The following is a 26,243-nucleotide window of genomic DNA, read 5'->3' as shown; positions in this document are numbered from 1 at the left end:
ACGCCGCACGGCGCATTCGGGTCCGGAGACGACACAAAGCCGGGCGGGATCGGCGGGACATGACCGGATCGGTGGAAGCCCCCATTCGGGGGCATGCCATTCCCTGCAAGGAATGGCGCGAGTGACGGGGCTCGAACCCGCGACCTCCGGCGTGACAGGCCGGCGCTCTAACCAACTGAGCTACACCCGCTGACAATCCGCATCGGCGAAAAACGCCAACCACGAAATAACAGGGGAATTCCGCATTACTGGCTCTATCTCGAGGCCATTCCCCGTAAGGAATGGCGCGAGTGACGGGGCTCGAACCCGCGACCTCCGGCGTGACAGGCCGGCGCTCTAACCAACTGAGCTACACCCGCTGATAGGCCGTATCGGCGGAGGGCGCCAACTACGGAGCGGCCGTCCGACTGTCAACGGCCATATCGATCTTTGCTTTGGCTTTTCTCACTTTCGCCGTCGGGCATGGATTGCGGAGGGCCCCGCCCCGCTTGCACATGTGTCCGGACAAGCGCGCCGATCAGTGCGAATTCGAGGGATCCGGCTGGGGATTGGTCAGCGTCCCCTCCTCGAACAGGAAGCCGGCAATGTCCGGTTTTCCGGCCGACGCCATCACCGTCTTCGTGATGATCAGCAAAGGCACCGCCAGCAGCGCGCCCGCAGCGCCCCACACCCAGCCCCAGAAGCTGAGCGCCACCAGGATCAGCAGGGGATTGATCGTCAGCCTGCGCCCCACCAAAGTCGGCGTGATCATGTTCGCCTCGATCATGTGGCACACCACGAAGATCAAAGGCGGGAACAAGGCGTACCAGGCGTCCTTGAAGCTCATCAGAGCGCCCAGCGCCAGCAGCAACGCCGCCATGATCGGCCCGAGATAGGGCATGTAATTGAAGAGCGCGACGATCCCGCCCCACATCAGGGGCGTCGGCAAACCGATGATCCAGAGGCCCAGCGCCACCAGCAGGCCGAGCGAGATGTTGATGATCGTGATCGTCGAGAGATAGGCCGAGGTGCGGTCCACCATCTCCTGGATCACGCGCGCGGTCGCCATCGCGCTGGAGAAACTGCCGCGGCTGGTGATCGTCTGCCGCCGGAGGCTCGTCCAGCCCGACAGGAAGAAGAAGACCACGAGGATGCCGAAGAAGCCCTCGATCAGCGCGACCGGCGCCGAGGTGGCGACGATATCGAGCAGCGAGTTGGGCGTCTGCACCGTCACCGTGCGCGCGCCGCTCGACGTGCGCATGAAGGTCTGCGACGTGTCGCTGATGAAGCGGTCGAGGCTCGCATAGAGATCGAGGATCGGGCGCAGATTGTGGCGGATCCGGCCGATCCGCTCCGGCAGCACCGCGAACCACCCCGCCGCCGGCACCACGATCGCCACGATCGCCGCATTGGCGACGGCGAGGAAGGTCGCGATGCACAGGAAGGCGGCGAGGCCGGAGGGGATGCCGCGACGCTCCAGCCATTCCAGCATCGGCACCAGCGCGATCGCGACGACCAAAGCGGCGGTGATCGGCAGGAAGAAAGGCGCGCCCGCCTGCAGCGCGAACGGAAGGGCGAGGAAGAAGCCGAGGCCGAGGAACAAGGCGATCGCGGCGAGGAGCCGATCCCGCCGCAGCGATTCCGACTCGCGCGTGGCCAACGCGCTCTTCACCAGCTGGACGATGCCCGAACCGCCGTCTTCCACCATTTTTCCCCTTGGCCCCAGCGCTAGCGTGGGCCGGGGGAAATTTCGATCAAAATAAACAGCTAAGCGCCCCATGCTGCCATCTTTTGCGCGACAAAGGCGTTTCGAGGATCCGCAACTCGTCGCGGGAACGTCACATTTCATCGTGGATGAATTGACGAACGCGCCGTCGTTAACGATTTGGCGGCCATCCGGTCAGGTGGCGGGCGTTTTTTCGGCAACCTGGACAAGACGTGAAACTTGCGAGCGTTGCCATAGTTCCGGCGGCGTGGGCGGCTTCGCGCATGCGTAAGAGCCCTCAATGCCCGCCATTCGGCGAACTCTTGTTGTTTCTGCCGGCGCGTTGATCGCCGCCGCAGTCGTGATTCTTCCTGCCAGCACCGGCCTTGCCGCCGAGCGCATCCCGATGCTGAGCTACGATTTCACCGGTCTGGTTTCGTCCGCCCCGAGTGCGCAGGACATCCCGGCCGAAGCATCCGCCCCCGTCGCCCCGGTCCAGACCGAAGCGAAGCTGGACGAAGCCTCCGTCACCTGCCTGGCCAAGGTCGTCCGTCACGAGGCGGCCAATCAGCCGCGCTCGGGTCAGGTCGCCGTCGCCCAGACGCTGGTGAACCGCATGAAGGTCGGCGGCCGCTTCGGCAGCACGATCTGCGAAGTCGCCAACCAGCCCGGCCAATATTTCAACACCCACGCCTATCGTCCCGCCAAGGACGAGACGTGGGAGGCCGCCGTCGACGTCGCCCGCGATACGCTGAGCGGCGAAGAGGATGAGGTCGTGCCCGGCGCGACCTTCTACCGCGCGTCCTATGCCGCGCCGACCACCTTCTTCCGCTCGCTCCAGCGCGTGGCGGCCGTCGGCGATCACGTTTTCTATCGCTGATAGAGTGTCGGGCTGCCGTCCTCGGCAGCCCGCTTCACCGGCCCGTCACCAGGGCACGGTCTTCCCGAACCGATCCACATAGCGCAGCCCGGGCGTCGCCCGCGCTTCCAGCAGCAGGTCCACCAGGATCGGCGCGCTTTCCTCGATCGTGAACGGCGCATCGGGGCCGCCCAGTTCGGTGCGGATCCAGCCGGGCGCCAGCAGCATCAGGGCGCGGGGATCGTCCTTCCGCCGCGCGGCGAAGCCCTGCATCAGCATGTTCAGCGCCGCCTTGCTGGCGCGATACGCATCGTTGCGGCCCGCCACATTGCCGGCGATGCTCCCCTGCCCCGACGACATCGCACCGATCAGCCCATCGGCGGGGACGAGCGCCTCCAGCGCCTCGATCACGCGCATCGGGCCCAGCGCGTTCGTCACCATCACCTGCGCGAACTCGTCGTCGCTCACCTGATGGAGCGACGCGAACGGCGTGGCCGGCGCCACGCCCGCATTCACGAACAGCACATCGATCCGGCGTCCGGACAGGCACTCGCGCAAAGCCGCGATCTGATCCGGCGCATTGATGTCGAGCATCTCGATCTCGATGCCGCCGCCTCCGAAATCGGCCCGTCCCGGATCGCGCACGGTGGCGATCACGTCCCAGCCGCGCGCCGCGAATTCCAGGGCCATCGCCTTGCCCAGTCCGCGCGACGCGCCCACCAGCAGCACCATAGGCGCCGCCATCAGCGCGGTTCGTCGCGGAAGCGCGCCGTCACGGTCGCGTCGATGCCCGCCGCCTTCAGCGGCATCGCGAAGCTGCGCTCGATCGCGGAGCGCGCCGCATCGGCCGCCAGCCGCATCGGCAGCACATCATGCGCCTGCGTCACCAGTTCGGCCTGCCCCGCCTTGCGATTGGCCGCGTCCAGTTCCTTCTCGGCATTGGTGAGCGTCATCAGCACGCCGCCCTCGCCATATTCGCGCACCGCCGTCAGATCGACTTCGGGCCCTTCCAGTTCGATCGGCGGCAGGCTGATGGCCAGCGTCTTCGTCGCCGCATCCCACTGCAGATCGCGGTCGCGCAGCTTGGCCAGATCGATCGAATAACGCACGAGGCCGGGCATGATGAGCGTCTTGCGCGCGGAGAAGCCGAACCGGCTCTCCTCGGCCGTCACCACCGCCACGAAGCGCGCGGCGAACGGCGTCAGCCGGTTCTGCTGGCGCACCGCCTGCAGGCTGGCGCGGGCGACCGTGGAGGGATCGCCGTCGAACATGTGCCGCATTCGCCAGCCGACGCCGACATAGAGCAGGCCGACGATCGCCACGATCAGGATGACGCCGCCGAGGGCGCGCAGGGCCGGGCGCATCAGGCGGCCAGCAGCCAGTGATCGCCGTCCTGCCAAACGACGTCGCGTTGCTCCAGATGCAGCAGATGCGCCTGCACCGATCGCCCCGCCGCGCCGATCAGCCGCGGATCGAGGCCGACATACATGCGGGCCACCATGTCGGGGATGGTCTGCGGCCCGTCGCCCAGCAGTTTCAAGATCTGATTCTCCCGGCCTTTTCTGTGGCCTGCGAGATGACGAACGAAGCGCTGCGGCTGTTCCACGCCTTCGCCGTGCGCGGGATAATAGATGCGGTCCGCGCGCCGCATCAGCTTGTCGAGGCTGTCCATATAGGCGCCCATGTCGCCATCGGGCGGAGAGACGACGCTGGTGGACCAGCCCATCACATGATCGCCGGTGAACAAGGCCCCCGCCTCGGGCAGCGCGAAACAGAGATGGTTGGACGTGTGGCCCGGCGTCGCCACCGCCTCCAGCGTCCACCCCTCGCCCCGGATCGCCTCGCCGTCGACCAGCGCGCGATCGGGCGCATAGTCCACGTCGAACGCCGCATCCGAGCGCGGCCCGTCATCCGTCAGCGCCAGCGGCGGGCAGCCGACGATCGGCGCGCCCGTGGCGGCGCGCAACGCGCGGCTGGCAGGGCTGTGGTCGCGATGCGTGTGCGTGCAGACGATCGCCACCACGCGCTCGCCCGCCACCGCTTGCAGGATCGACGCGACATGATCGGCATCGTCGGGGCCCGGATCGATCACCGCCACCTCGCCTGTGCCGACGATATAGGTCTGCGTGCCCGTATAGGTGAAGGGCGAGGGATTGGGCGCGAGCAGGCGCCGGATGAGCGGATGGAGCGTCTGGACGACGCCGGCGGCCTGATCGGACATCGCCCCGATGTGGCATCGCCCCCCGCCGATGTGAAGGGCGGCGACACAGGCAAATCCGTGCGCGGCCGCGTCGTTGCCTGAAGGCGGAAGCCCGGCGCTTCACGGCCGGGCCCTGATGCGCCCTCTCGCCGCCTACGCCGCCTTCCGCTCGCGCCCGGCCGCCGCGCGGCGCAGGATGCGGGAAACCTGGTCGATCGAATAGGGCTTGTGGATCAGTTCGAAGCCCTCGGTGCCGCCCGCCGCCAGCACATGGCTGTAGCCGCTCGCCAGCACCACGGGCAGGCCGCCATGGATGCGGCGGATCTCGCGTCCCATCTCGATCCCCGTCATCCCCGGCATCACCACGTCCGAAAAGACGACGTCGAACCGTTCCGCATCGTTCGCGATCTCGCGCAGCCCCTCATTGCCGTTGGTCGCCAGCACGGTGGTGAAGCCCAGCTGGTCGAGCGCGTCGACGGTGCTCGCCGCCACCTCGGCATTGTCCTCGACGACGAGCACGCAGGGCGTCGTCTCCAGCGTCTCCACCTCCACCGGTGCCGCCAGTTCGGCGATGTTGGCCGGCGTCGCCACGCGCGGCAGGTAAAGCGTGAAGCGGCTGCCCACCCCGACCTCGCTCTCCACCTGGATTTCGCCGCCCGATTGCCGCGCGAAGCCGAACACCTGGCTGAGGCCCAGCCCCGTCCCCTTTCCCACCACCTTGGTCGTGTAGAAAGGTTCGAAGATCCGCTCCCGGTCGCCCGGCGCGATGCCGCTGCCCGTATCCGCGATCGAGATCGCCACGAACGGCCCATCCACGGCGGGGCGCTCGCGGATCGCGGGAATGCCCTCGGTCGCGCGCACCGTGACGGTCAGTTGCCCCTCGCCCTCCATCGCGTCACGTGCATTCACCGCCATGTTGACGAGCGCCGTGTCGAACTGGTTCGTGTCCGCATTCACGCACAGCGGCTCGCCCGGCAGGGTGCGATCGATCGTGACGCGCGCGCCGACCAGTGTCTGCATCATCTCGGCCATCGCCTCGATATTGGCGTTGGTGGAGAAGGTTTCGGGCCGGAGAGTCTGGCGCCGGGCGAAGGCGAGCAGTTGCTGCGTCAGCTTCGCCGCACGGCCCACCGCCTCGTCGATCGCCGCCACGTAGCGAGCGCGCCTCTCCTCTTTCTGGTCGGGCAGCTTCAGCATCTCGACCGCGGATTTCACCACCGTCAGCAGATTGTTGAAATCGTGGGCGACACCGCCGGTCAGCTGGCCCACCGCCTCCATCTTCTGCGACTGGCGCAGCGCATCCTCGGCCCCGCGCAGCGAAGCCTCGGCGCGCAGGCGGGCGCTGATATCCTTGGCGTGGTGGAACGCGCCGATGATCGTGCCGTCGCCGTTGCGCAGCGGCGCATAATAGATGTCCCAATACGGCTTGAAGAGATCGGGATCGCCAAACTCCTCGGTGACGTTGAACACCTCTCCCGCAAGAGCGCGCGTCATGAAACCGCGAATGACCGGCGCCTGTTCCGGCAGGAAAAGATCGGGAAACACATCGCCGATCTGGACGCGATAATCATAGATGCGGAAGAATTCGTCGCTATGCGCGCGATTAAAGCCGATCAGACGATATTCATGGTCGAAGGCGCAGATAGGTGATTGATCGGATTGGCCAATCACTTCCCAAAGGCTGGGATGCATATCCGTCATAGGCGCTCCTTCTCACGCCGAATTAGCACGACATTACGAAATATGAACAATAAATCGATGTTAACACATCATTAGGTACTTCGAAAAAACAGAAGAGGATGTTCGATATCTTCCATATCGAACGAAATCGAATCTATTCGACTTCAAATTTGGCTGAATAGCGTCAAATAGTGTTGCCTCGATTGCCGCCTCGTGACCGAATGCGGATCGCAGGGGCGGGCTGGCGGGCCGTCAGCGCCCAGGGGTGGCGATCCTGCGCCCTCGTCGTCCGCACCGTCCCGTCCGACAGCAGGATCGCCACGCCGCCCGTCGCGCGCAGCGCGGGCGCGTCCAGCTTCAGCCATTTCGGCACGCAGCCGCGCGGCAGCCGCCGATCCGCCACCACGATGTCGGCCCAGCCGCACACCTGCGTCAGCCGCGCCCAATCCAGCCGGTAGCGGCTGCGAAGCGCCAGCAGATGCCACGTCCGCCCGCTCCGGCGGATCGCGGCGACGCAGGCATCCACGCTGCAGCGCGCGCCCGGCATCGCGCCCAGATCGATCGCCTCCTCCTCCACGCCCGCGCCCGTGCCCAGCACGTCGCGCACATAATCCCCCGCTCTCGGGCGGAGCAGATGGAGGCGGCCGTCCGGCGCGCGGATCGCGAGGTGGCGGCCGTCACTGGTCACCAGCAGATCGGGCGCGGGGGTCAGCAGCGCCCAGAGCGCGCCCAGCGCCAGCGGCACGAAGCCCAGCCGCCGCGCGCGCGTCCGCCACAGCAGGATCCACAGCCCGCCCGCGACCATCGCCAGAAAGGCGCCCGGCGGCATCGAAGGCAGGGCCGTCACCGATCCGGGCAAGGCCGACACCGTCCGCGCCAGCCACAGCAACAGCGCCAGCCCCTGCCCCGCCACCCACCAGACGGGCGCGCCGAGGCCGATGAGGTCCGCCAGCAAGGCCAATGCCTCGGCCGGCATCACCACGAAGGTCGTCAGCGGGATCGCGACGATATTGGCGAAGGCGCCGTAAAGCCCGGACTTGTGGAAATGATAGAGCCCGATCGGCGCCAGCGTCGCCTCCACGACGATGCCGGTCAGCAGCAGCGAGGCGATCTCGCGCGCGAGGCGCCGCGCCAGCCCCTCGTCCCGCTTCTGCGCGAACGCCCGGATGCGCGGATGATCGTGCAGCGCGACGATCGCGGTGACGGCGGCGAAGCTCAGCTGGAAGCTCGGCCCCACCAGCGCCTCGGGCCGGACCAGCAGCACCACCAGCGCGCCGACCGCCACCAGCCGCAGCGTCATCGCCTCCCGCCCCAGCGCGAGCCCCGCCAGCACGACCAGCGCCGCCACGCAGGAGCGTACCGTCGGCACCTCGGCACCCGACAGCAGGGTGTAGGCGATCCCCGCCAGCGCCCCCACGCCCGCCGCGATCAGATGGAGCGGCCAGTGCAGGGCCAGCCGCTCGCTCAGCGCCAGCAGCCGCAGCGTGAGAAACATCGCCGCGCCGATCGCCGCCGCCACATGCAGCCCGCTGATCGAAAGCAGATGGGCGAGGCCAGAGCGACGCATCGCATCCGCATCCGCCTGATCGATCGCGCCGACATCGCCCGTCACGAACGCCGCCGCCACCCCGCCCGTGCTGCCCGCCAGCTGCGCCTGGATATGGCGCGTCAGCGCCGTGCGCTCGATCGCCAGCCAGCGCCAGAAACCGCTTTCCGTCGGGGCCGCCACCACCGTCACCGGCCCCAGCGCCTTGCCCGTCGCGCCGATCCCCTTGAACCACGCCACCCGCGCGAAATCATAGGCGCCGGGCACGGCGGCATCGGGCGGCGGCACCAGGCGCGCGCGCACCGAAATCCGCGCGCCCGGCTCCAGCCCCGCAGGCGCGCCCTCCTCGTCCAGCGACATCCGCACCTGCGGCGGCAGCCCCGCCTCGACATCGGGCGCGATCAGTAAGCGGATCTGCCCGCGCGCCGGCAGACGATCCGCCTCGATCACCCGGCCGTCGAATGGCACCACCATCGGCCGCGCCAATACGGGTGCGGCCACCCGCTCGCTCCGCCCCCAGGCGAGGCCGAGCCCCAGCATGGCCACCAGCGCGCCCCACCCCAGGAGGCTCGCCACCCGCCCGCCCCGGCCGACCGCCAGCGCCGCCGTGCCCGCACCGCCCAGCAAGGCCAGCGCCGCCAGCCACATCCCGCGCTGGCCGAGCCCGAAATAAAGCCCGATCCCCACCCCCAGCGCCACCGGCAGCCACAGGCCGATCTGGTCGCGCTCCGTCTCCAGCCAGTGTTCGATCGTGTGCCACGCGGCATCCGGGCGCGGCCGCACCGGCGGAAGGCGTCGCGGCGCCCATTTGCCCTCCGCCCCCATTTGCCCTCCACCGGCGCCATGCTAGGGGCCCCCAACCCCTTGATCCGCATGTCGCGGACCCAGCTTGTAAGAGGCATTCGTTGAGCGCAAGCGCACCTGAAGCGACGGGCACGGCGGTCGTCACCCGCTTTGCCCCCTCGCCGACCGGCTATCTCCACATTGGCGGAGCGCGCACCGCGCTCTTCAACTGGCTGTTCGCCCGCCACCATGGCGGCAAATTCCTGCTCCGCATCGAGGATACGGATCGCGCCCGCTCCACCGAGCCCGCGATCGAGGCGATCCTGGACGGGATGCGCTGGCTGAACCTCGACTGGGATGGCGAGGAAGTCTTCCAGTTCGCCCGGATGGAGCGCCATGCCGAGGTGGCGAAGGCGATGCTCGACAACGGCCATGCCTATCGCTGCTACATGACGCAGGAGGAGCTGGCCGCCGCCCGTGAGCTGGCGCAGGCCGAGAAGCGCCCGTTCAAGGTCGACAGCCCCTGGCGGGACCGCGATCCGTCCGAGGCGCCCGCAGGCCAGCCCTTCGTCGTCCGCATCAAGGCCGAGCGCGGCGGCGAGACGACGATCCACGACAAGGTGCAGGGCGCCGTCACCGTCGCCAACGACGTGCTGGACGACATGATCCTGCTCCGGTCTGACGGCACGCCCACCTATATGCTCGCGGTCGTCGTCGACGATCACGACATGGGCGTGACCCACGTGATCCGCGGCGACGATCATCTGAACAACGCCTTCCGCCAGCTCGGCATCATCAAGGCGATGGGCTGGCCCGAGCCGACCTACGCGCACATCCCGCTGATCCACGGCGCGGACGGCGCCAAGCTTTCGAAGCGTCATGGCGCGCTGGGCGTGGACGCCTATCGCGACGAACTGGGTCTGCTGTCGGAGGCGGTGAACAATTACCTCCTCCGCCTCGGCTGGGGCCATGGCGACGAGGAGATCATCCCCCGCGACCGCGCGATCGAATTGTTCGATCTGGCGGGCGTCGGCCGCAGCGCCTCGCGCTTCGATCTGAAGAAGCTCGAGAACCTCAACGGCCATTATCTGCGCGAGGCGGACGATGATCGGCTGACCGATCTGATAAGCGCCCGGATCGGCCTCGAAAACGACTCGGAAAAGCGCGATCTGTTGCGCCGCGCCATGCCGTCTCTCAAGCCAAGAGCCAAGAATCTCAATGAGTTGGCAGAGAGCGCGGGATTCCTTTTCCGCACCCGCCCGCTGGACGTGGACGAAGCCGCAACCAAGCTGCTAGATGGCCCCGCGCGCCTTCTTCTGGCGCGTGCCCGGGACGCGCTCGCGGCGGTTGACGACTGGAGCCTGGAAGCGCTCGAAGCCGCCGTCCGTCAGATTGCGGAAAAGGAGGAACTCGGCCTCGGCAAGCTCGCGCAGCCTCTGCGCGCAGCCTTGACCGGCCGGACGACTTCACCGGGGATCTTTGATGTCCTCGTGCTCCTCGGACGCGAGGAATGTCTGGCCCGTCTGGGTGACCAGATCGACCGGCCGGAAACATTTTAAGGAGAATATCGGCATGGGCGGAACGAGCACTATCGGCATCGATGGCAAAAGCTTCGATTACACCGTGCGCTCCGGCAGTACGGGCCCGGACGTCGTCGACATCCGCAAATTCTATGCCGATACCGGCGCGTTCACCTACGATCCGGGCTTCACCTCGACGGCGAGCTGCGAATCGAAGATCACCTATATCGATGGCGATCAGGGCGTCCTGCTCCACCGCGGCTATCCGATCGACCAGCTCGCCGAAAAGTCCAGCTTCATGGAGGTTTCGTACCTCCTGCTGAACGGCGAGCTGCCGAACCAGGCCGAACTCGACAAGTTCACCTACACGATCAACCGCCACACGATGGTGCACGAGCAGATCGCCACCTTCTACCGTGGCTTCCGTCGGGATGCGCACCCGATGGCGATCATGTGCGGCGTGGTCGGCGCACTGTCCGCTTTCTATCCGGACTCGACCGACATCGGCGATCCCGAGCAGCGCAAGATCGCCAGCCACCGCCTGATCGCGAAGATCCCGACGCTGGCGGCGATGGCCTACAAATATTCGGTCGGCCAGCCCTTCCTCTACCCGGACAACAGCCTGTCCTATGCAGGCAATTTCCTGCGCATGACGTTCGGCGTTCCGGCCGAGGAGTATGAGATCGATCCCATCATCGAAAGCGCGATGGACAAGATCTTCATTCTGCACGCCGATCATGAGCAGAATGCCTCGACCTCGACCGTGCGTCTCGCCGGTTCGTCGGGCGCGAACCCGTTCGCGTGCATCGCGGCCGGCATCGCCACCCTGTGGGGCCCGGCGCATGGCGGCGCGAACGAAGCCGCGCTGAACATGCTCCGCGAGATCGGCACGCCGGACAAGATCCCGGAATATATCGCCCGCGCCAAGAACAAGGACGATCCGTTCCGCCTGATGGGCTTCGGCCACCGCGTGTACAAGAATTTCGATCCGCGCGCGAAGGTCCTGTCCAAGGCCGCGACCGAAGTGCTCGACAAGCTGGGCATCAGCGATCCCGTGCTGGATACGGCGCGCGAGCTGGAGCAGATCGCCCTCAAGGACGATTACTTCATCGAGAAGAAGCTCTACCCGAACGTGGACTTCTATTCGGGCGTGATCCTGTCCGCGATCGGCTTCCCCACCTCGATGTTCACCGTGCTGTTCGCGCTCGCGCGCACCGCCGGCTGGATCTCGCAGTGGAACGAGATGATCACGGATCCCGATCAGAAGATCGGCCGTCCGCGTCAGCTCTACACCGGCGCCACCCAGCGCGATTACGTGCCGCTCAGCGCCCGCTGAGCCGCACGCACCGGTTCCGCCGTCACGCCAGCAGGGCTGGGGTGACGGCGCGCTTCGGGTTATCATCTGATCCATGAAGCTCAGCTCGATCATCGCGATCTATTCGCTCTTCTGGGCGCTGAGCTTCTTCTTCGTCCTGCCCTTCCGCCTCCAGCGGAAGGGTCAGGCGGACCTCCCGGTCCCCGGCTCCATGCCCGGCGCCCCGCCCAGCTTCAGCTTCGGCCGCACCGCCTTCTGGACGACGATCGTCGCGGCGGTCCTGTTCGGCCTGTTCTATCTGAATTACGTGATGGGCTGGCTCCCCGCCGAAGCCTTCGACTTCGTGCCCCACGGCATGCTCGAAGGCCACTGACCGCCGCCCGTTCGAAGAAGCACGGCGCTGTTGCGCGTCGCCCCGTCCCAGAGCGACTCAAACTCTCCGTTCGTTCAGAGCCACCCAGCGCCCGCCCCCGGATCGACCCGGTTTCAAAGCGCCGCCGCATCTCCTACGTGGCGAGGCGTGAATAAACGCGCCCGCGTCCTCCTGCTCAATGCCGCGCTCGGCCCGCTCGATTATCGGGTGGATCCGGGCCAGCATGTCGAGCCCGGCAGCATCGTCCTCGCTCCCCTTGGGCCCCGCCAGCTGGCGGGCGTGGTGTGGGAGCCGGAGCGGATGCCGTCCGACGCCGAGGTGGGCGACAATCGCCTGCGGCCCTTGGCGGGCGTCTATGATCTGCCGCCGCTCGCCGCGCCCTTGCGCCGCCTGATCGAGTGGACCGCCGATTATTATCTCGCCCCGCCCGCCGCCGTGCTGCGGATGGCGCTGGCGTCGGCTTCGGCGCTGGATGGCGGGCGCACGATCGTGGAATATCGCGCCACCGGCCATGTGCCGCCGCGCCTCACGCCGCAGCGCGCGCAGGCGCTGGAGCGGATCGAGAAAAGGCAGGGCCTCGTCCGCGAACTGGCGACGGTGGCCGATGTGTCGGACGCCGTGATCCGTGGTCTCGTGAAGGCGGGCGCGATCGAGCCGGTCGAGGTCCATATCGACGATCCCTTCCCGGAGCCCGACCCCGATCATGCCCAGCCCGCGCTCAGCGAGGAGCAGGCCGGGGCCGCATCGGCGCTGGCCGGATCGGTCGAGGCGAAGGGCTTCAAGCCCTGGCTGCTCGACGGCGTCACCGGATCGGGCAAGACGGAGGTGTATTTCGAGGCGGTCGCCGCCGCGCTCCGCTCGGGCCGTCAGACGCTCGTGCTGCTGCCCGAAATCGCGCTGACCGAGCCGTTCCTGAAGCGCTTCGCCGGCCGCTTCGGCGTGGCGCCCGTCGCCTGGCATTCGGATCTGCGCCAGTCGCAGCGCCGCCGCGCGTGGCGCGCGATCGCCAGCGGCGAGGCGAAGGTGGTGGTCGGCGCGCGTTCGGCCCTGTTCCTCCCTTATGCGAATCTCGGCCTGATCGTGATCGACGAGGCGCACGAGACCAGCTTCAAGCAGGAGGAAGGCGTCGCCTATCACGCCCGCGACACGGCGGTGATGCGCGCGCGGTTCGAGGATGTGCCGATCATCCTCGCCTCCGCCACGCCCGCGATCGAGACGCGCCATCAGGTCGCGCTCGGCCATTATGCCGAGCTGACCCTGCCCGATCGCTTCGGCGGCGCGACGATGCCCGACATCATAGCGGTCGATCTCACGCACGACCGCCCCGATCGCGGCCGCTGGCTGAGCCCCCCTCTGGTGGCGGCGCTCCGCGAGACGATCACGCGTGGCGAGCAGTCCCTGCTGTTCCTCAACCGGCGCGGCTATGCCCCGCTCACGCTGTGCCGGACCTGCGGACATCGCTTCCAATGCCCGAACTGCACGGCGTGGATGGTCGAGCATCGCCTGACCGCGCGGCTCGCCTGCCATCATTGCGGCCATGTGATGCCCCCGCCCAAGGCCTGCCCGGAGTGCAAGGAGGAGGACAGCCTCGTCCCCTGCGGGCCCGGCGTGGAGCGCATCGCGGACGAAGTGGCGGCGATCCTGCCCGATGCGCGCACCGCGATCGTCACGTCGGACACGCTCTGGTCGCCCGCCAAGGCGGCCGAGTTCGTCGGGCGGATGGAGGATGGCGCAATCGATATCGTGATCGGCACGCAACTCGTCACGAAGGGCTATCACTTCCCCAATCTCACGCTCGTGGGCGTGGTCGATGCCGATCTGGGTCTGTCGGGCGGCGATCTGCGCGCGGCCGAGCGCAGCTTCCAGCAGATCGCGCAGGTGGCGGGTCGCGCCGGGCGCGGCGAGAAACCCGGCCGCGTGATCGTCCAGACCTATGAGCCCGGCGCGCCCGTCATCCAGGCGCTCGTCTCGGGCGACCGGGAGAGTTTCTACGAGGCCGAGACGGACGCCCGCCGCATCGCCAATGCGCCCCCGTTCGGGCGCTTCGCAGGCATCATCGTCTCGTCGGAAAGCCTCGACGAAGCGGTCGCCACCGCGCGCCTGATCGGCCGCGCCGCGCCCGAGGTGGAGGGGATGGAGGTCTACGGCCCCGCCCCCGCGCCGCTCGCCATGCTGCGCGGGCGCCATCGCCAGCGGCTGCTGGTCCACGCCCGCCGCTCGCTCGACGTGCAGGATGTGATGCGCGCGTGGCTCGGCCCGCTGGAATGGCCGCGCGGCGTGCGCGTCGCGGTCGACGTCGATCCCTACAGCTTCCTGTGAGATGCGCCTGTCGGCGCATGGCGGCACCGGCCCGCTCCCCCACGCATGGGCCCCAGCAAAGTAATACTTTGCTGGGAACCCGACGGCCTCCCATAAGATACTGCCGGTGGGAGGCCGGGTGGGGGAGCGGGCCGGTGCCGCCTCAGAAATGCGCTCTTTCGCGCATTTCTCTCAACGAGCTCACATCCAGCGCGGTTCATGCTCCTGGATCTGGATCAGGTGCGGCAGGCGCAGCGTGATGTGCAGATGCTGGCGGATGCTCTCCAGCATCTGGTGACGCTGGCGATAGAGCTTGCGCTTGCGTGCCGGAATCTCCTCCTCCGCGCGCTGGCGCGCGATGGCCGGCAGGATGAAGAAGCCGCGCGCGCCGCGCACGCCGCCCCGCTCGCGCCAGAAGCCGTCATAATCGAAGCGGACGGGATCGCTGAAATCCGTGCGCGCGCGGAAATAGTCGCTGCGCTGGTGGCGATTGCTGTCCGATACGCCGCGGATATGCTCCACGCCGATCTCGTGGCACAGCATCCGGAAGATCTCGAACAGCAGGTCCGACGGGCGCATGCCATGCGCCGTCTTGGTCAGCAGGCGATTGCGCTCCAGCGAATGGTCGCTGCGGCGCCCCTGGATGCCGCCGACATAGGCGACGCGCTGCCCGTGCGCGTCGGAGAGCGTGAAGGCGAGCGAATAGACCCGGTCCGCCCCGATCCACAGGCTCATCACCAGCAGGCCGTCGCGCAGCATCCAGCGCGGCGAATCGATCTTGATGCGCACGTCGGCGCCAAGTTCGGGCAGGTCGATCAGGTCGACGAATTCGTTGGGCAGGATATCGAACGGCCGCCCGAGCGTCGCCACCAGATCGCAATGATCGATGATCCGGTCGAAGCGCTCGTCCGCCTCCCACCAGGCGGAGACGAACGGGGCCTGCAGCATGCCCCAGATTTCCGGGCGCCAGCGGACGATCGCGGACAGGGGGCTGCCGGCCGGCGCCTGCCACAGCTTCAGCATCAGCGGCCAGTGGCGGAGGCCGAGCGCCACGTGCCGCAGCGCCATCATCGCGCGGTTGCGCGAGGCGCCCGGCCGCACGGCCTTGCGCGGCTCCTGCGGAATATCCGGCCGATCCCCGGGATAAGCGGGGCCGATCTCAGGCTTGGTCATCGAAAAATCTATACGCACGGTACAGTTGGTTCCCAGCCATTGCCCGCGACAAAGGGATGCGGGCATCCCCCGGTCATAGGGTTCACCTACGCGGAGGTGTGCAACATTTGGTAAACATCGGCGGGCCTTGCGGACGAAGTGGTGCGCAGGCGCTATCCTTTTGGAAACCCCAGCCTGATAGCGGGTCCGTTGTCCCAATATGTGCGCAGCCGATAGGAACCCGCGAATGAACCGATCCGCTCTGTCGAGAGCCGCCCGCTTTGTGGCCCGCATGTCGACCATCCTGGCGGCCGAGGGCCCGTCCCGGCTGATCGAGAAGGTGCGTTCTCGGCTGGGCGCGAGCGGTCGCGCCTATCGGCGCATGAAGCGGCAGGATGATGCGCGCTTCGACGCCGCCGGTTACGATACGGGCGGGATCCAGACGCTCTACACGATGAAGATCGTGGGCGAGAACGGAGCGGCCGGCGGCAATCACATCGCCACGCCGACCGAGGATTTCGAAGCCGCCGTCGCCCTGCTCGACATTCCGGTCGAAGGCGCCACCTTCATCGATCTGGGCTCGGGCAAGGGCCGCGCGGTGCTGATGGCCGCCGATCACCCGTTCCAACGCGTCATCGGCGTGGAATTCGCCAAGGAACTGCACGACGTGGCGGTCGCCAACTTCGCGAAGCGCGCCGCGCTCCATGGGGCCGACGATCGCGTCGCGCTCCATCTGGACGATGCGACGCGCTTTCCGCTTCCCCCGGGCCCCCTGGTCCTGTTCCTGTTCAACCCGTTCGATCCGCCGGTGCTGACCGATGTGGTGGATGCCGCGATGGATTCGTGGAAGGCCGATCCCCGGCCGATCCGCATCCTCTACATGAACCCTGTCCATCACGCCGCCTGGACGGCGGGCGGATGGCAGGAGCGCCCGGCGCGTCCCGGCCTCTCCGTCTTCGCCCCGCCGCACGACGGCTGAGCGTCCGGTCAGGCCGCGTCCCGGTCGGCCTCGCCTGCTATCGGGGGTCGGGCGAGTTCCATCCGGGCGGCTTCCTCGAAGGCGGCACGGCGCACGGCATCGGACACGGCCGGGCCGCCCGCCGGCATCCGCACGGCGGCGACCGCGCGCGCCGCCTGCGTCACCATGTCGGCGCCGCCATGCTCCACCCGCGCGAGCGGGAAACGGCGCCGCAGATCATCCTCGCCTTCGTCGAACGCGAGCCGACACACGCCGCGCCCGGTCGCGGCGAACAGCATCGCGCCCAGAGCCGTCGGCACGCGGCACCAGCGGATCATTTCCCCCTGTCCGCCCCGCCGCCATGCACCGGGAGTCATGCCCAGCCGGCGATCCGCATCGGCATAGAAACGCGCCGGCGCGGCATAGCCCGCCGCATAGACCGCCGCCGTCACGTCCGGCTCCGCCGCCAGCGCCTGCTCCACCCGACGCGCGCGGACGGCTCGGGCATAGGCGGCGGGCGTCACCCCCGTCGCCCGCCGGAACAGGCGGTGGAAATGATGCGGGCTGTAGCCCGCCACCTCCGCCATCTCGGTCAGCGAGGGCGGCATCTCCGCCTCGGCGATCAGGGCGATGGCGCGCGCGATGGCCAGTTCGTCGGCCGCCACGTCGTCCGGCCGGCAGCGCAGGCAGGGGCGCAGGCCGGCAGCGCGCGCGGCGGCGGGATCGGGATGGAAGCGCACATTCTCCCGGCGGGGGTGCCGCGCCGCGCAGGACGGGCGGCAGTAGATCCCGGTCGACAGGACGCCCGTGACGAAGCGCCCGTCCGCCGTCCGATCGCGGGCCCGCACGGCCCGCCACGCCTCCGCCTCATCGATCCGCATCGCATCCTCGATCATGCGGCCCTTGTACCACAGGCCACGTCGCCCGCATCCCGCGCCTTGCGGTCAAAGCCCCCCCCCTGACATTTCCGCCCATGCGTCCGCCCCGGTCGGAGCCTCGCTTGCATCGCCTGCCCCCCTTTGCTAGGCGGCCGCGACTGAGACGAGCAGCCCGGTTCCGGGCGCACTCGTCATTGGCTCCGCTTCTGGTGGCGGAGCACCATATCATTCGGGGGAAAGTAAGCGCGTGGAGCAGTCCGGCGGCATACAGGCAAGCCTTAGCGGACGTTATGCGAGCGCGCTGTTTCAGCTCGCCCGCGACGAGAACCAGCTCTCGGCGGTAGAGGCGAGCCTGGGCAGCGTGAAACAGGCTCTGGCCGAATCGGCCGATCTTCGTGCGCTCGCATCCAGCCCGCTCATCGGTCGCGAAGCCGCCGGCAAGGCGATCGCCGCCGTCGCGGCGTCGCTCGGCGTCGATCCGCTCACCACCAAATTCCTGGGCGTGCTGGCGGAGAATCGCCGCCTTGGTTCGCTCGACGCGATCATCCGCGATTTCCGCCAGCTGGCCGCCCGCCAGCGCGGCGAGGCCTCGGCCGAGATCGTGTCGGCCCATCCTCTGGATGATGGCCAGGTCGCCTCGCTCAAGACCCGGCTGAAGTCGATGGTCGGCAGCGAGGTCGCGGTCGATCTGAAGGTCGATCCCTCCATTCTCGGCGGCCTCATCGTCCGCCTCGGCAGCCGTCAGATCGACGGCTCGATCCGCACCAAACTCAATACGCTCGCCCAGGCGATGAAAGGCTGAACATGGATATCCGCGCGGCAGAAATCTCGAAGGTCATCAAGGACCAGATCGCGAGCTTCGGCACGGAGGCACAGGTCTCCGAGGTCGGCACCGTTCTGTCCGTCGGCGACGGCATCGCCCGCATCCACGGCCTCGACAATGTCCAGGCCGGCGAGATGGTGGAATTCGCCAACGGCGTGCAGGGCATGGCCCTCAACCTCGAAGCCGACAATGTCGGCGTCGTGATCTTCGGCACCGATTCCGAGATCAAGGAAGGTGACGTCGTCAAGCGCACCGGCACGATCGTGGACGTTCCCGTCGGCAAGGGCCTGCTCGGCCGCGTCGTGGACGGCCTCGGCAATCCGATCGACGGCAAGGGCCCGATCGTCACCGATCAGCGCAGCCGCGTCGAGGTGAAGGCGCCCGGCATCATCCCGCGCAAGTCGGTGCATGAGCCGGTGCAGACCGGCCTCAAGGCGCTCGACGCGCTCGTCCCCGTCGGCCGTGGCCAGCGCGAGCTGATCATCGGCGACCGTCAGACCGGCAAGTCGGCGATCGCGATCGACACCTTCATCAACCAGAAGACCGCGAACGCCGGCACGGACGAGAGCAAGAAGCTCTACTGCGTCTATGTCGCCGTCGGTCAGAAGCGCTCGACCGTCGCCCAGCTCGTCCGCACGCTGGAAGAGAATGGCGCGATGGAATATTCCATAGTCGTCGCCGCGACCGCGTCGGAGCCCGCTCCGCTGCAGTTCCTCGCGCCCTACACCGGCTGCGCGATGGGCGAATATTTCCGCGACAACGGCATGCACGCCGTGATCGTCTATGACGATCTCTCGAAGCAGGCCGTCGCCTACCGTCAGATGTCGCTGCTGCTGCGCCGTCCGCCGGGCCGCGAAGCCTATCCGGGCGACGTCTTCTATCTCCACAGCCGCCTGCTCGAGCGCGCCGCGAAGATGAACGACGACAATGGCAACGGCTCGCTCACCGCGCTGCCGATCATCGAGACGCAGGCGGGCGACGTGTCGGCCTACATCCCGACCAACGTGATCTCGATCACCGACGGCCAGATCTTCCTCGAGACCGAGCTGTTCTATCAGGGCATCCGCCCCGCCATCAACGTCGGCCTATCGGTGTCGCGCGTCGGCTCCGCCGCGCAGACCAAGGCGATGAAGAAGGTCGCGGGTTCGATCAAGCTGGAGCTGGCCCAGTATCGCGAAATGGCTGCGTTCGCGCAGTTCGGTTCGGACCTCGACGCCTCCACCCAGAAGCTGCTCGCCCGCGGCGCGCGCCTCACGGAGCTGCTGAAGCAGGCCCAGTTCGCGCCCCTGCCCTTCGAGGAGCAGGTCGCGTCGATCTTCGCCGGCACGAACGGCTATATCGACAGCGTCGGCGTGTCGGACGTGGTGCGCTACGAGGGCGCGATGCTCGGCTACCTGCGCTCGGACGCGCCGGAAGTCCTGAGCGCGATCCGCGACAGCAAGGATCTCTCGGACGACACCAAGGCGAAGCTGAAGGCCGCGCTCGACGCCTTCGCCAAGACGTTCGCGTAATCGATACTGGGGAAAACCCGCTCGCCCTGAGCCTGTCGAAGGTCCGTCCTTTCTTTCAAGAAGAACGGGACTTCGACAAGCTCAGTCCGAACGGGCAATTTGGATGACGAATGCCTAGTCTCAAGAGCCTCAAGGTCCGGATCGCCTCGGTCAAATCGACCCAGAAGATCACGCGCGCCATGAAGACGGTCGCGGCCGCCAAGCTGCGCCGCGCGACCGACGCCGCCGTCGCGGGCCGCCCCTATGCGGAGCGCCTCGAAGCGGTGATGGCGAGCCTGGCGTCCAAGGTGACGATCGGCCCGAATTCGCCGAAGCTCCTCGCCGGCACCGGCAAGGACGAGGTCCACCTGCTCGTCGTCGCGACGTCCGAGCGCGGCCTCGCCGGCGGCTTCAACACGAATATCGTCCGTGCCGCCCGCGCGAAGGCCGATGCGCTGATCGCCGCCGGCAAGAAGGTCCGCTTCTACATTGCCGGCCGCAAGGGCCGCGCCGTGATCCGCCGCATGTATCCGGGCATGATCGTCCACGATCATGACATGAGCCATGTGAAGAACGCCGCCTTCGGCGAGGCGCTCACGATCGCGCGCGATCTGATCGCGCGGTTCGAGGCCGGCGAGTTCGACGTGTGCCACCTGATCTTCTCGAAGTTCCAGTCGGCGCTCGTCCAGACGCCGCAGGTGATCCAGATCATCCCCGCCGCCGTGACCAAGCCCGCCAACGATGGCGCGGTCGAGACGGCGTCCGCCGCGATCGAATATGAGCCCGACGAGGAATCGATCCTCGCCGAGCTGCTGCCGCGCAACGTCGCGATCCAGATCTACCGCGCGATGCTGGAAAATCAGGCGGGCTTCTACGGCGCGCAGATGAACGCGATGGACAATGCCACCCGCAACGCCGGTGACATGATCAAGCGCCTCAGCATCCAGTATAACCGAGCCCGCCAGGCCGCGATCACGACCGAACTGGTGGAAATCATCTCTGGCGCGGAAGCGCTGTAAGCAAGACGACAGGCAGGAAGAAACGCAATGGCAACCGCCCCCGCACTCGGTACGAACAATACCGGCCGCATCAGCCAGGTGATCGGCGCCGTCGTCGACGTCGCTTTCGAAGGCACGCTGCCGGCGATCCTTTCCGCGCTCGAGACGCGCAACGGCGACAATCGCCTCGTGCTCGAAGTCGCGCAGCATCTGGGCGAGAACACCGTCCGCACGATCGCGATGGACTCCACCGAGGGTCTCACGCGCGGCCAGGAAGTGAAGGATACGGGTTCGCAGATCCGCGTGCCGGTCGGCCCGCAGACACTCGGCCGCATCCTGAACGTGATCGGCGAGCCGATCGACGAGCGCGGCCCGGTCGCCGGCGATCTCACCGGCCCGATCCACAACAAGGCGCCCGACTTCGTCGACCAGTCGACCGAAGCCTCGATCCTCGTCACGGGCATCAAGGTGATCGATCTGCTCGCGCCGTATGCGAAGGGCGGCAAGATCGGCCTGTTCGGCGGCGCCGGCGTGGGCAAGACCGTGCTGATCCAGGAACTGATCAACAACATCGCCAAGGGCCATGGCGGCGTGTCCGTGTTCGCGGGCGTCGGTGAGCGGACCCGCGAGGGCAACGATCTCTACCACGAATTCCTCGATGCGGGCGTCATCGCGAAGGATGCCGACGGCAATCCGACGCCGGAGGGCTCGAAGGTCGCGCTCGTGTTCGGCCAGATGAACGAGCCGCCGGGCGCCCGCGCCCGCGTCGCCCTCTCGGGTCTCGCCAACGCGGAATATTTCCGCGACGTCGAGGGCCAGGACGTGCTGTTCTTCGTCGACAACATCTTCCGCTTCACGCAGGCGGGTTCGGAAGTGTCGGCTCTGCTCGGCCGCATCCCGTCGGCCGTGGGCTATCAGCCGACCCTGTCGACCGACATGGGCGCGCTGCAGGAGCGCATCACCTCCACCAACAAGGGGTCGATCACCTCGGTGCAGGCGATCTACGTGCCCGCCGACGATCTCACCGATCCGGCGCCGGCCACCTCCTTCGCCCACCTGGACGCGACGACGACGCTGAACCGCGCCATCTCCGAAAAGGGCATCTATCCGGCGGTCGATCCGCTCGACTCCACCAGCCGCGTGCTGGAGCCGCGCATCGTCGGCCAGGAGCATTATGACACGGCCCGCGCCGTTCAGGTGATCCTGCAGAAGTACAAGTCGCTGCAGGACATCATCGCGATCCTCGGCATGGACGAGCTGTCGGAAGACGATCGCCTGACGGTGAGCCGCGCCCGCAAGATCGAGCGCTTCCTCTCGCAGCCGTTCCACGTCGCCGAGGTCTTCACCGGCATCAGCGGCAAGTTCGTGCAGGTCGAGGACACGGTGAAGTCGTTCAAGGCCGTGGTCGACGGCGAATATGATCACCTGCCGGAAGCCGCCTTCTACATGGTCGGCGGCATCGACGAAGTCGTCGAGAAGGCCAAGAAGCTCGCCGAAGCGGCGTAACTGAAAGACCCCCCTCCCGCCTGCGGGAGGGGTTGGGGGTGGGCAATATCCCACCTCCGGCGAACCGCCTGACGGCGCTCGCGAAGCCCACCCCCGACCCCTCCCGCACGCGGGAGGGGGGAAGAAGGTTGAGATGGCCCTGCACTTCGAACTCGTCACGCCCGAGAAACTGGTCCGCTCCGAGGAGGTCCACATGGTGGTCGTCCCCGGCACCGAGGGCGATTTCGGCGTGCTCGAAGGCCATGCGCCGGTCATGTCGGTGATCCGTCCCGGCGAGCTGACCGTCTATTCCAGCGCCACCACCGTCTCCGCGCGCATCCGCCTCGACGGCGGCTTTGCCGAGGTGAACGAAAAGGGCCTGACCGTCCTCGCCGAAAGCGCTGTCGACGCCTGATCCCGGCACGGGCGCGCCGTCCCTAGCGCCCTTCTTTCTCGCTTCCGATTTTCTCAGCGTCTTTCGTTGCTTAACGCCTCGTCAAGGGCTTTTGCCTAAGGCTCCTGTCTCTGGGTGATAGCCGCCGCCAGGGCGGAGACGGGACAGACTGATGAGTGCTTTCGGGCGACGTGGTGGAATGGGTGGCGGTCGCGCCAGCGGATTCGGATCGGCCCGGCCGGTCCAGCCCGGCGCCGTCGAGGGCGGTGCCCAGTTTCCTCCGATCGACGCACCGGCCGAGCCCGAGACGGATGGCGCCTCCCCCCGCGATGCGATGGAGCGGCTCGCCGCGCGCGTCGCCGCCAGCGCCGAGGCCGGCAATTCGCGCGGCGACGGCTTCGAGGCCTCTGTCCACAAGATCAAGGAGCAGGTGCTTCCCCGCCTGCTGGAGCGGGTCGACGCCGAAGCCGCCGCCACGCTCTCCAAGGAAGAGCTGGCCGAGGAATTCCGCCCGATCATCGGCGAGGTGCTGGCCGAACTGCGCATCACGCTGAACCGGCGCGAGCAATATGCGCTCGAAAAGGTGCTGGTCGATGAGCTGCTCGGCCTGGGGCCGCTTGAGGAACTGCTGTCCGATCCGCTGATCACCGACATCATGGTCAACGGCCCCGAGCAGACCTATGTCGAGCGCAAGGGCAAGCTGGAGCTGGCCAACGTCCAGTTCCGCGACGAGGAGCATCTGTTCCAGATCGCGCAGCGCATCGTCTCCAAGGTCGGCCGCCGCGTCGATCAGACCACGCCACTCGCCGACGCCCGCCTGCAGGACGGCAGCCGCGTCAACGTGATCGTGCCGCCGCTCTCGCTGCGCGGCACGGCCATCTCGATCCGTAAATTCTCGGCCAAGCCGATCACGCTCGACATGATGGCCAATGGCGGCTCGATGTCGAACGCGATGGCGACGGCGCTGAAGATCGCGGGCGCCAGCCGCTTCAACATCGTCATTTCGGGCGGCACGGGCTCGGGCAAGACGACGATGCTCAATGCGCTCTCCAAGATGATCGATCCGGGCGAGCGCGTGATCACGATCGAGGACGCGGCCGAGCTTCGCCTGCAGCAGCCGCACTGGCTGCCGCTGGAAACCCGCCCCGCCAATCTGGAGGGCCACGGCGCGATCACGATCCGCGATCTCGTCGTCAACGCGCTGCGTATGCGCCCCGATCGCATCATCCTCGGCGAAATCCGTGGGCCCGAATGTTTCGACATGCTCGCGGCCATGAACACCGGCCATGACGGCTCCATGTGTACGCTCCACTCGAACAGCCCGCGCGAGGCGCTGGCGCGTATGGAAAACATGGTGATGATGTCGGACATCAAGGTGCCGAAGGAGGCGATCAGCCGTCAGATCGCGGATTCGGTCGATCTGATCATCCAGGTGAAGCGCCTGCGCGACGGCTCCCGCCGCATCACGAACATCACCGAGGTGATCGGCATGGAAGGCCCCGTGATCGTCACGCAGGAGCTGTTCAAGTTCGAATATCTGGACGAGACGAGCGACGGCAAGATCATCGGCGAATATCGCTCGGCGGGCCTGCGCCCGTACACGCTGGAAAAGGCCAAGCAGTTCGGCTTCGATCAGCCCTATCTGGAAAGCTGCCTCTGATTTTGGCCGCCAGTGTACGTCCGGTCGCTATCCAGCTCTCCGTCATTGTGAGCGTAGCGAAGCACGCTCGCAATGACGGACGAACCTATCAATCCACCCGCTTCAGCCCTGCCCGGAAGCGCGCCGCATTGGCGACATAGCTGGCGGCGGACGCCCGCAGCCCCGCCGCCGCCTCCGGCGACAGCGTGCGCTTCACCTGCGCGGGCGATCCCACGATCAGGCTGCCGGGCGGGAAGATCTTGCCTTCCGTCACCAGCGCGCCCGCGCCGACGAGGCAGCCATCCCCGATCACCGCATTGTTGAGGATGGTCGCGCCCATCCCCACCAGCACGCCATCGCCCACCGTGCAGCCGTGGAGGATCGCGTGATGCCCCACCGTCACATCCTCCCCGATCGTGAGCGGCGATCCGGGATCGGAATGGAGCATCGCCCCGTCCTGCACGTTGCTGCGCGCGCCGATCACGATCGGCGTATTGTCCGATCGCACGACCGCGCCGAACCAGATGCTCGCCCCCTGCCCCAGTCGCGCATCGCCGATCACGTCGGCGCTCGGCGCGATCCAGGCGGATCCGTCCTCGGGCAAAGTCGGGCTCAGCCCGTCCAGTTCGTACAGCGGCATCGGCGTTCCTCGCTTCGCTTCAGATCGGAAGGCGGCCCAGTTGCGCGAACGTCCCTTCCAGCCAGCCGAGCGGATCGGCGGGCTCACCGTCTCCGCCCGCGCTCCGCACGTCATAGACGTCGCCGATGAACAGCTCGTGCGTGCCGTGGACGAGGGTCGTGCGGATTTCGCAGAAGATGCTGGAGCAGGCGCTGGGCAGATAGGGAATGCCGTCCTGATAGCGCCATTCGTCGGAGGCGAAGCGCTGTTCGCGCATCGCGCTGTTCGAAAACAGGCTGACGAACGCGGTGTGCGTCGTGCCCAGCAGATTGACGCAATAACGCTGCGCGCGCTCGATCGCGCTATGCGCGCTGGAGGCGCGATTGATCGCCACCAGCATCGACGGCGGCTCCATCGAGACGGGAATCACCGCGGACGCCGCCAGCCCGGCGGGCTGATCGGTCGCGGGATCGCGCGTCGTGATCAAGGCGACCGCGCCCGGCATCCGCCGCATCGCGGATTTCAGCCCGTTCGAAAGCTCCGCAGCCGTATCCGCGAACCTGGTTTCCGACATCGTCTCTCCTCATCGGCGCGCACGCTCGCGATCGCCGGAACCTAACCCTTAAAGTCATCCTTCGCCGCGCGCACGATCCGGAAGGCGTCCGCAGCATCCTTCGCGCCCGCCGCAATCGCAAGCCCCGGCGCGCGCAGGAAGGGGTTGGTCGCCTTCTCCTCGCCGATCGTGGTCGGCACGGTCGGCTCGCCCGCCGCGATCTTCGCCTCCAGCCCCACCGCCCGGGCCGCCAGCGCCGCGCTCTCGTCCACCGATCGGGCGAAGCGCAGGTTGGAGCCCGTATATTCGTGCGCGCAGAAGATGCGCGTCGCATCCGGCAGCGCCGCCAGACGGCCGAGGCTCGCCCAGAATTGCGGCGGCGTGCCTTCGAACATGCGGCCGCAGCCCAGCGTGAACATCGTATCGCCCACGAACGCCACGCCATCGGCCGCATCATGCAGGCTCACATGGCCGAGCGTATGTCCGCCCGTATCGATCACCGCGAAGCGCGTCTCGCCCAACTCGATCGTATCGCCATCCCGCACCTCGCGATCGATCGGCGACGTCTTGGTGACTTCGCCCGGTGCCACGATCCGCGCACCATAGCGCGCCTTCAGCGCGGCATTGCCGCCGGCATGATCCCGATGCCAATGCGTGTTGAGGATCAGGTCCAGCCCCCAGCCCAGCCGGTCCAGCTCGGCGGCATAGACATCGGCGTCGGGCGTATCGATCGCCGCCACGCGCCCCGTCGCCTCGTCGCGCACGAGATAGCCGTAATTGTCGGACAGGCAGCGGAACTGGTGGATCGTGAGCGGCATCGTGGCGAAGGTCCCTGCGGGGTATCCGCGCCGATATAGGGATCCGCGCCGCGCCGTGCAGCCTCACGCGGCGGAAACCGACGATCATCACAAATGGTTACGTCACCGCTCGGTTCGTCTCACACCGCTTCAACCGGCACGCGGAGGGGATTAGCCTGCATCGGCACAGGAGGAAGTT

Annotated in this window: 23 protein-coding genes and 2 tRNA genes; 12 read left to right on the top strand and 13 right to left on the bottom strand. The window is 67.5% G+C overall.

Annotated features, from left to right (window positions below):
• Positions 1–113: 113 nt before the first annotated feature.
• The 3 genes from HL653_RS14485 to HL653_RS14475 all read right to left on the bottom strand — a co-directional run bounded on the left by HL653_RS14485 (position 114) and on the right by HL653_RS14475 (position 1,687).
• A tRNA-Asp gene (locus HL653_RS14485) sits at positions 114–190 on the bottom strand.
• Between the two features lie 92 nt (positions 191–282).
• Positions 283–359: transfer RNA gene (locus tag HL653_RS14480), tRNA-Asp, on the bottom strand.
• 158 nt (positions 360–517) lie between these two features.
• Positions 518–1,687 (bottom strand): AI-2E family transporter, encoded by a 1,170-nt coding sequence (locus HL653_RS14475; protein WP_171745141.1) that lies wholly within the window; start codon positions 1,685–1,687, stop codon positions 518–520.
• 298 nt (positions 1,688–1,985) lie between these two features.
• Between HL653_RS14475 and HL653_RS14470 the strand changes: the two genes are divergently transcribed.
• Positions 1,986–2,564, top strand: a complete 579-nt coding sequence (locus tag HL653_RS14470) for a cell wall hydrolase (RefSeq protein ID WP_171745140.1) — start codon at positions 1,986–1,988, stop codon at positions 2,562–2,564.
• Between the two features lie 45 nt (positions 2,565–2,609).
• Here the strand turns inward: HL653_RS14470 and HL653_RS14465 are convergent, their stop codons facing one another.
• The 5 genes from HL653_RS14465 to HL653_RS14445 form a co-directional block, all read right to left on the bottom strand.
• Positions 2,610–3,287, bottom strand: coding sequence for an SDR family NAD(P)-dependent oxidoreductase (locus tag HL653_RS14465; protein ID WP_171745139.1), 678 nt, complete (start codon positions 3,285–3,287; stop codon positions 2,610–2,612).
• A complete protein-coding gene (locus HL653_RS14460; protein WP_171745138.1) occupies positions 3,287–3,907 on the bottom strand; it encodes a DUF4230 domain-containing protein in 621 nt (206 codons plus the stop codon). Before HL653_RS14460 ends, HL653_RS14465 begins: the two co-directional genes overlap by 1 nt.
• Positions 3,907–4,764, bottom strand: a complete 858-nt coding sequence (locus HL653_RS14455) for an MBL fold metallo-hydrolase (protein ID WP_171745137.1) — start codon at positions 4,762–4,764, stop codon at positions 3,907–3,909. The genes HL653_RS14460 and HL653_RS14455 overlap by 1 nt, the downstream gene beginning before the upstream one ends.
• Before the next feature lie 132 nt (positions 4,765–4,896).
• Complete coding sequence (locus HL653_RS14450) at positions 4,897–6,444, bottom strand: PAS domain-containing sensor histidine kinase (RefSeq protein WP_171745136.1); 1,548 nt, start codon at positions 6,442–6,444, stop codon at positions 4,897–4,899.
• Between the two features lie 163 nt (positions 6,445–6,607).
• Entirely contained in the window at positions 6,608–8,794 is a 2,187-nt protein-coding gene (locus HL653_RS14445; protein WP_171745135.1) for a ComEC/Rec2 family competence protein, read from the bottom strand.
• Between the two features lie 80 nt (positions 8,795–8,874).
• On the opposite strand from HL653_RS14445, the gene gltX reads away from it, so the two are divergent.
• From gltX to HL653_RS14425, 4 genes are all read left to right on the top strand, one after another.
• Complete coding sequence (gltX, locus tag HL653_RS14440; protein ID WP_171745134.1) at positions 8,875–10,311, top strand: glutamate--tRNA ligase; 1,437 nt, start codon at positions 8,875–8,877, stop codon at positions 10,309–10,311.
• 13 nt (positions 10,312–10,324) lie between these two features.
• Positions 10,325–11,608: a citrate synthase gene (gltA, locus tag HL653_RS14435; protein ID WP_171745133.1), complete on the top strand. Its 1,284-nt coding sequence runs from the start codon at positions 10,325–10,327 to the stop codon at positions 11,606–11,608.
• A gap of 73 nt (positions 11,609–11,681) precedes the next feature.
• On the top strand, positions 11,682–11,960 hold the full coding sequence (locus tag HL653_RS14430) for a DUF1467 family protein (RefSeq protein ID WP_171745132.1): 279 nt from the start codon (positions 11,682–11,684) through the stop codon (positions 11,958–11,960).
• A gap of 147 nt (positions 11,961–12,107) precedes the next feature.
• Positions 12,108–14,279, top strand: a complete 2,172-nt coding sequence (locus HL653_RS14425) for a primosomal protein N' (RefSeq protein WP_171745131.1) — start codon at positions 12,108–12,110, stop codon at positions 14,277–14,279.
• Between the two features lie 180 nt (positions 14,280–14,459).
• Here HL653_RS14425 and HL653_RS14420 read toward each other — a convergent pair whose 3' ends face one another.
• Positions 14,460–15,431 carry a DUF535 family protein gene (locus HL653_RS14420; RefSeq protein ID WP_171745130.1) on the bottom strand — a complete coding sequence of 324 codons (972 nt, stop codon included), beginning with the start codon at positions 15,429–15,431 and terminating at the stop codon, positions 14,460–14,462.
• 226 nt (positions 15,432–15,657) lie between these two features.
• Between HL653_RS14420 and HL653_RS14415 the strand changes: the two genes are divergently transcribed.
• Positions 15,658–16,389, top strand: coding sequence for a class I SAM-dependent methyltransferase (locus HL653_RS14415; RefSeq protein ID WP_171745129.1), 732 nt, complete (start codon positions 15,658–15,660; stop codon positions 16,387–16,389).
• Positions 16,390–16,397: 8 nt separating this feature from the next.
• On the opposite strand, the gene HL653_RS14410 is transcribed toward HL653_RS14415, so the two are convergent.
• The gene (locus HL653_RS14410; protein ID WP_171745128.1) at positions 16,398–17,264 is read right to left on the bottom strand and encodes a bifunctional transcriptional activator/DNA repair enzyme AdaA; all 867 of its coding nucleotides are present in this window, start codon (positions 17,262–17,264) and stop codon (positions 16,398–16,400) included.
• A 229-nt stretch (positions 17,265–17,493) separates the two neighbouring features.
• Here HL653_RS14410 and HL653_RS14405 point away from each other — a divergent pair, with 229 nt between their 5' ends.
• From HL653_RS14405 to HL653_RS14380, 6 genes are all read left to right on the top strand, one after another.
• Positions 17,494–18,048: a F0F1 ATP synthase subunit delta gene (locus HL653_RS14405; protein WP_171745127.1), complete on the top strand. Its 555-nt coding sequence runs from the start codon at positions 17,494–17,496 to the stop codon at positions 18,046–18,048.
• A gap of 2 nt (positions 18,049–18,050) precedes the next feature.
• Positions 18,051–19,580 carry a F0F1 ATP synthase subunit alpha gene (atpA, locus tag HL653_RS14400; protein ID WP_171745126.1) on the top strand — a complete coding sequence of 510 codons (1,530 nt, stop codon included), beginning with the start codon at positions 18,051–18,053 and terminating at the stop codon, positions 19,578–19,580.
• Between the two features lie 110 nt (positions 19,581–19,690).
• Positions 19,691–20,578: a F0F1 ATP synthase subunit gamma gene (locus tag HL653_RS14395; RefSeq protein WP_171745125.1), complete on the top strand. Its 888-nt coding sequence runs from the start codon at positions 19,691–19,693 to the stop codon at positions 20,576–20,578.
• Between the two features lie 27 nt (positions 20,579–20,605).
• Complete coding sequence (gene atpD, locus HL653_RS14390; RefSeq protein ID WP_171745124.1) at positions 20,606–22,063, top strand: F0F1 ATP synthase subunit beta; 1,458 nt, start codon at positions 20,606–20,608, stop codon at positions 22,061–22,063.
• A gap of 133 nt (positions 22,064–22,196) precedes the next feature.
• Positions 22,197–22,457: an ATP synthase F1 subunit epsilon gene (locus HL653_RS14385; RefSeq protein WP_171745123.1), complete on the top strand. Its 261-nt coding sequence runs from the start codon at positions 22,197–22,199 to the stop codon at positions 22,455–22,457.
• A 151-nt stretch (positions 22,458–22,608) separates the two neighbouring features.
• Positions 22,609–24,096: a CpaF family protein gene (locus HL653_RS14380; RefSeq protein WP_171745122.1), complete on the top strand. Its 1,488-nt coding sequence runs from the start codon at positions 22,609–22,611 to the stop codon at positions 24,094–24,096.
• Between the two features lie 88 nt (positions 24,097–24,184).
• Here HL653_RS14380 and HL653_RS14375 read toward each other — a convergent pair whose 3' ends face one another.
• From HL653_RS14375 to gloB, 3 genes are read right to left on the bottom strand one after another with little or no spacing between them, the layout of a single operon-like run.
• Positions 24,185–24,715, bottom strand: a complete 531-nt coding sequence (locus tag HL653_RS14375; RefSeq protein ID WP_171745121.1) for a gamma carbonic anhydrase family protein — start codon at positions 24,713–24,715, stop codon at positions 24,185–24,187.
• 19 nt (positions 24,716–24,734) lie between these two features.
• Positions 24,735–25,268 (bottom strand): flavin reductase family protein, encoded by a 534-nt coding sequence (locus HL653_RS14370; protein WP_171745120.1) that lies wholly within the window; start codon positions 25,266–25,268, stop codon positions 24,735–24,737.
• A 41-nt stretch (positions 25,269–25,309) separates the two neighbouring features.
• Entirely contained in the window at positions 25,310–26,065 is a 756-nt protein-coding gene (gene gloB, locus HL653_RS14365) for a hydroxyacylglutathione hydrolase (RefSeq protein ID WP_171745119.1), read from the bottom strand.
• Between the last annotated feature and the right edge of the window lie 178 nt (positions 26,066–26,243).

This window comes from Sphingomonas sp. AP4-R1 (genome assembly GCF_013113735.1).
GTDB lineage: Bacteria > Pseudomonadota > Alphaproteobacteria > Sphingomonadales > Sphingomonadaceae > Sphingomonas_I.
This window is presented reverse-complemented; position numbering and strand designations above follow the sequence as displayed.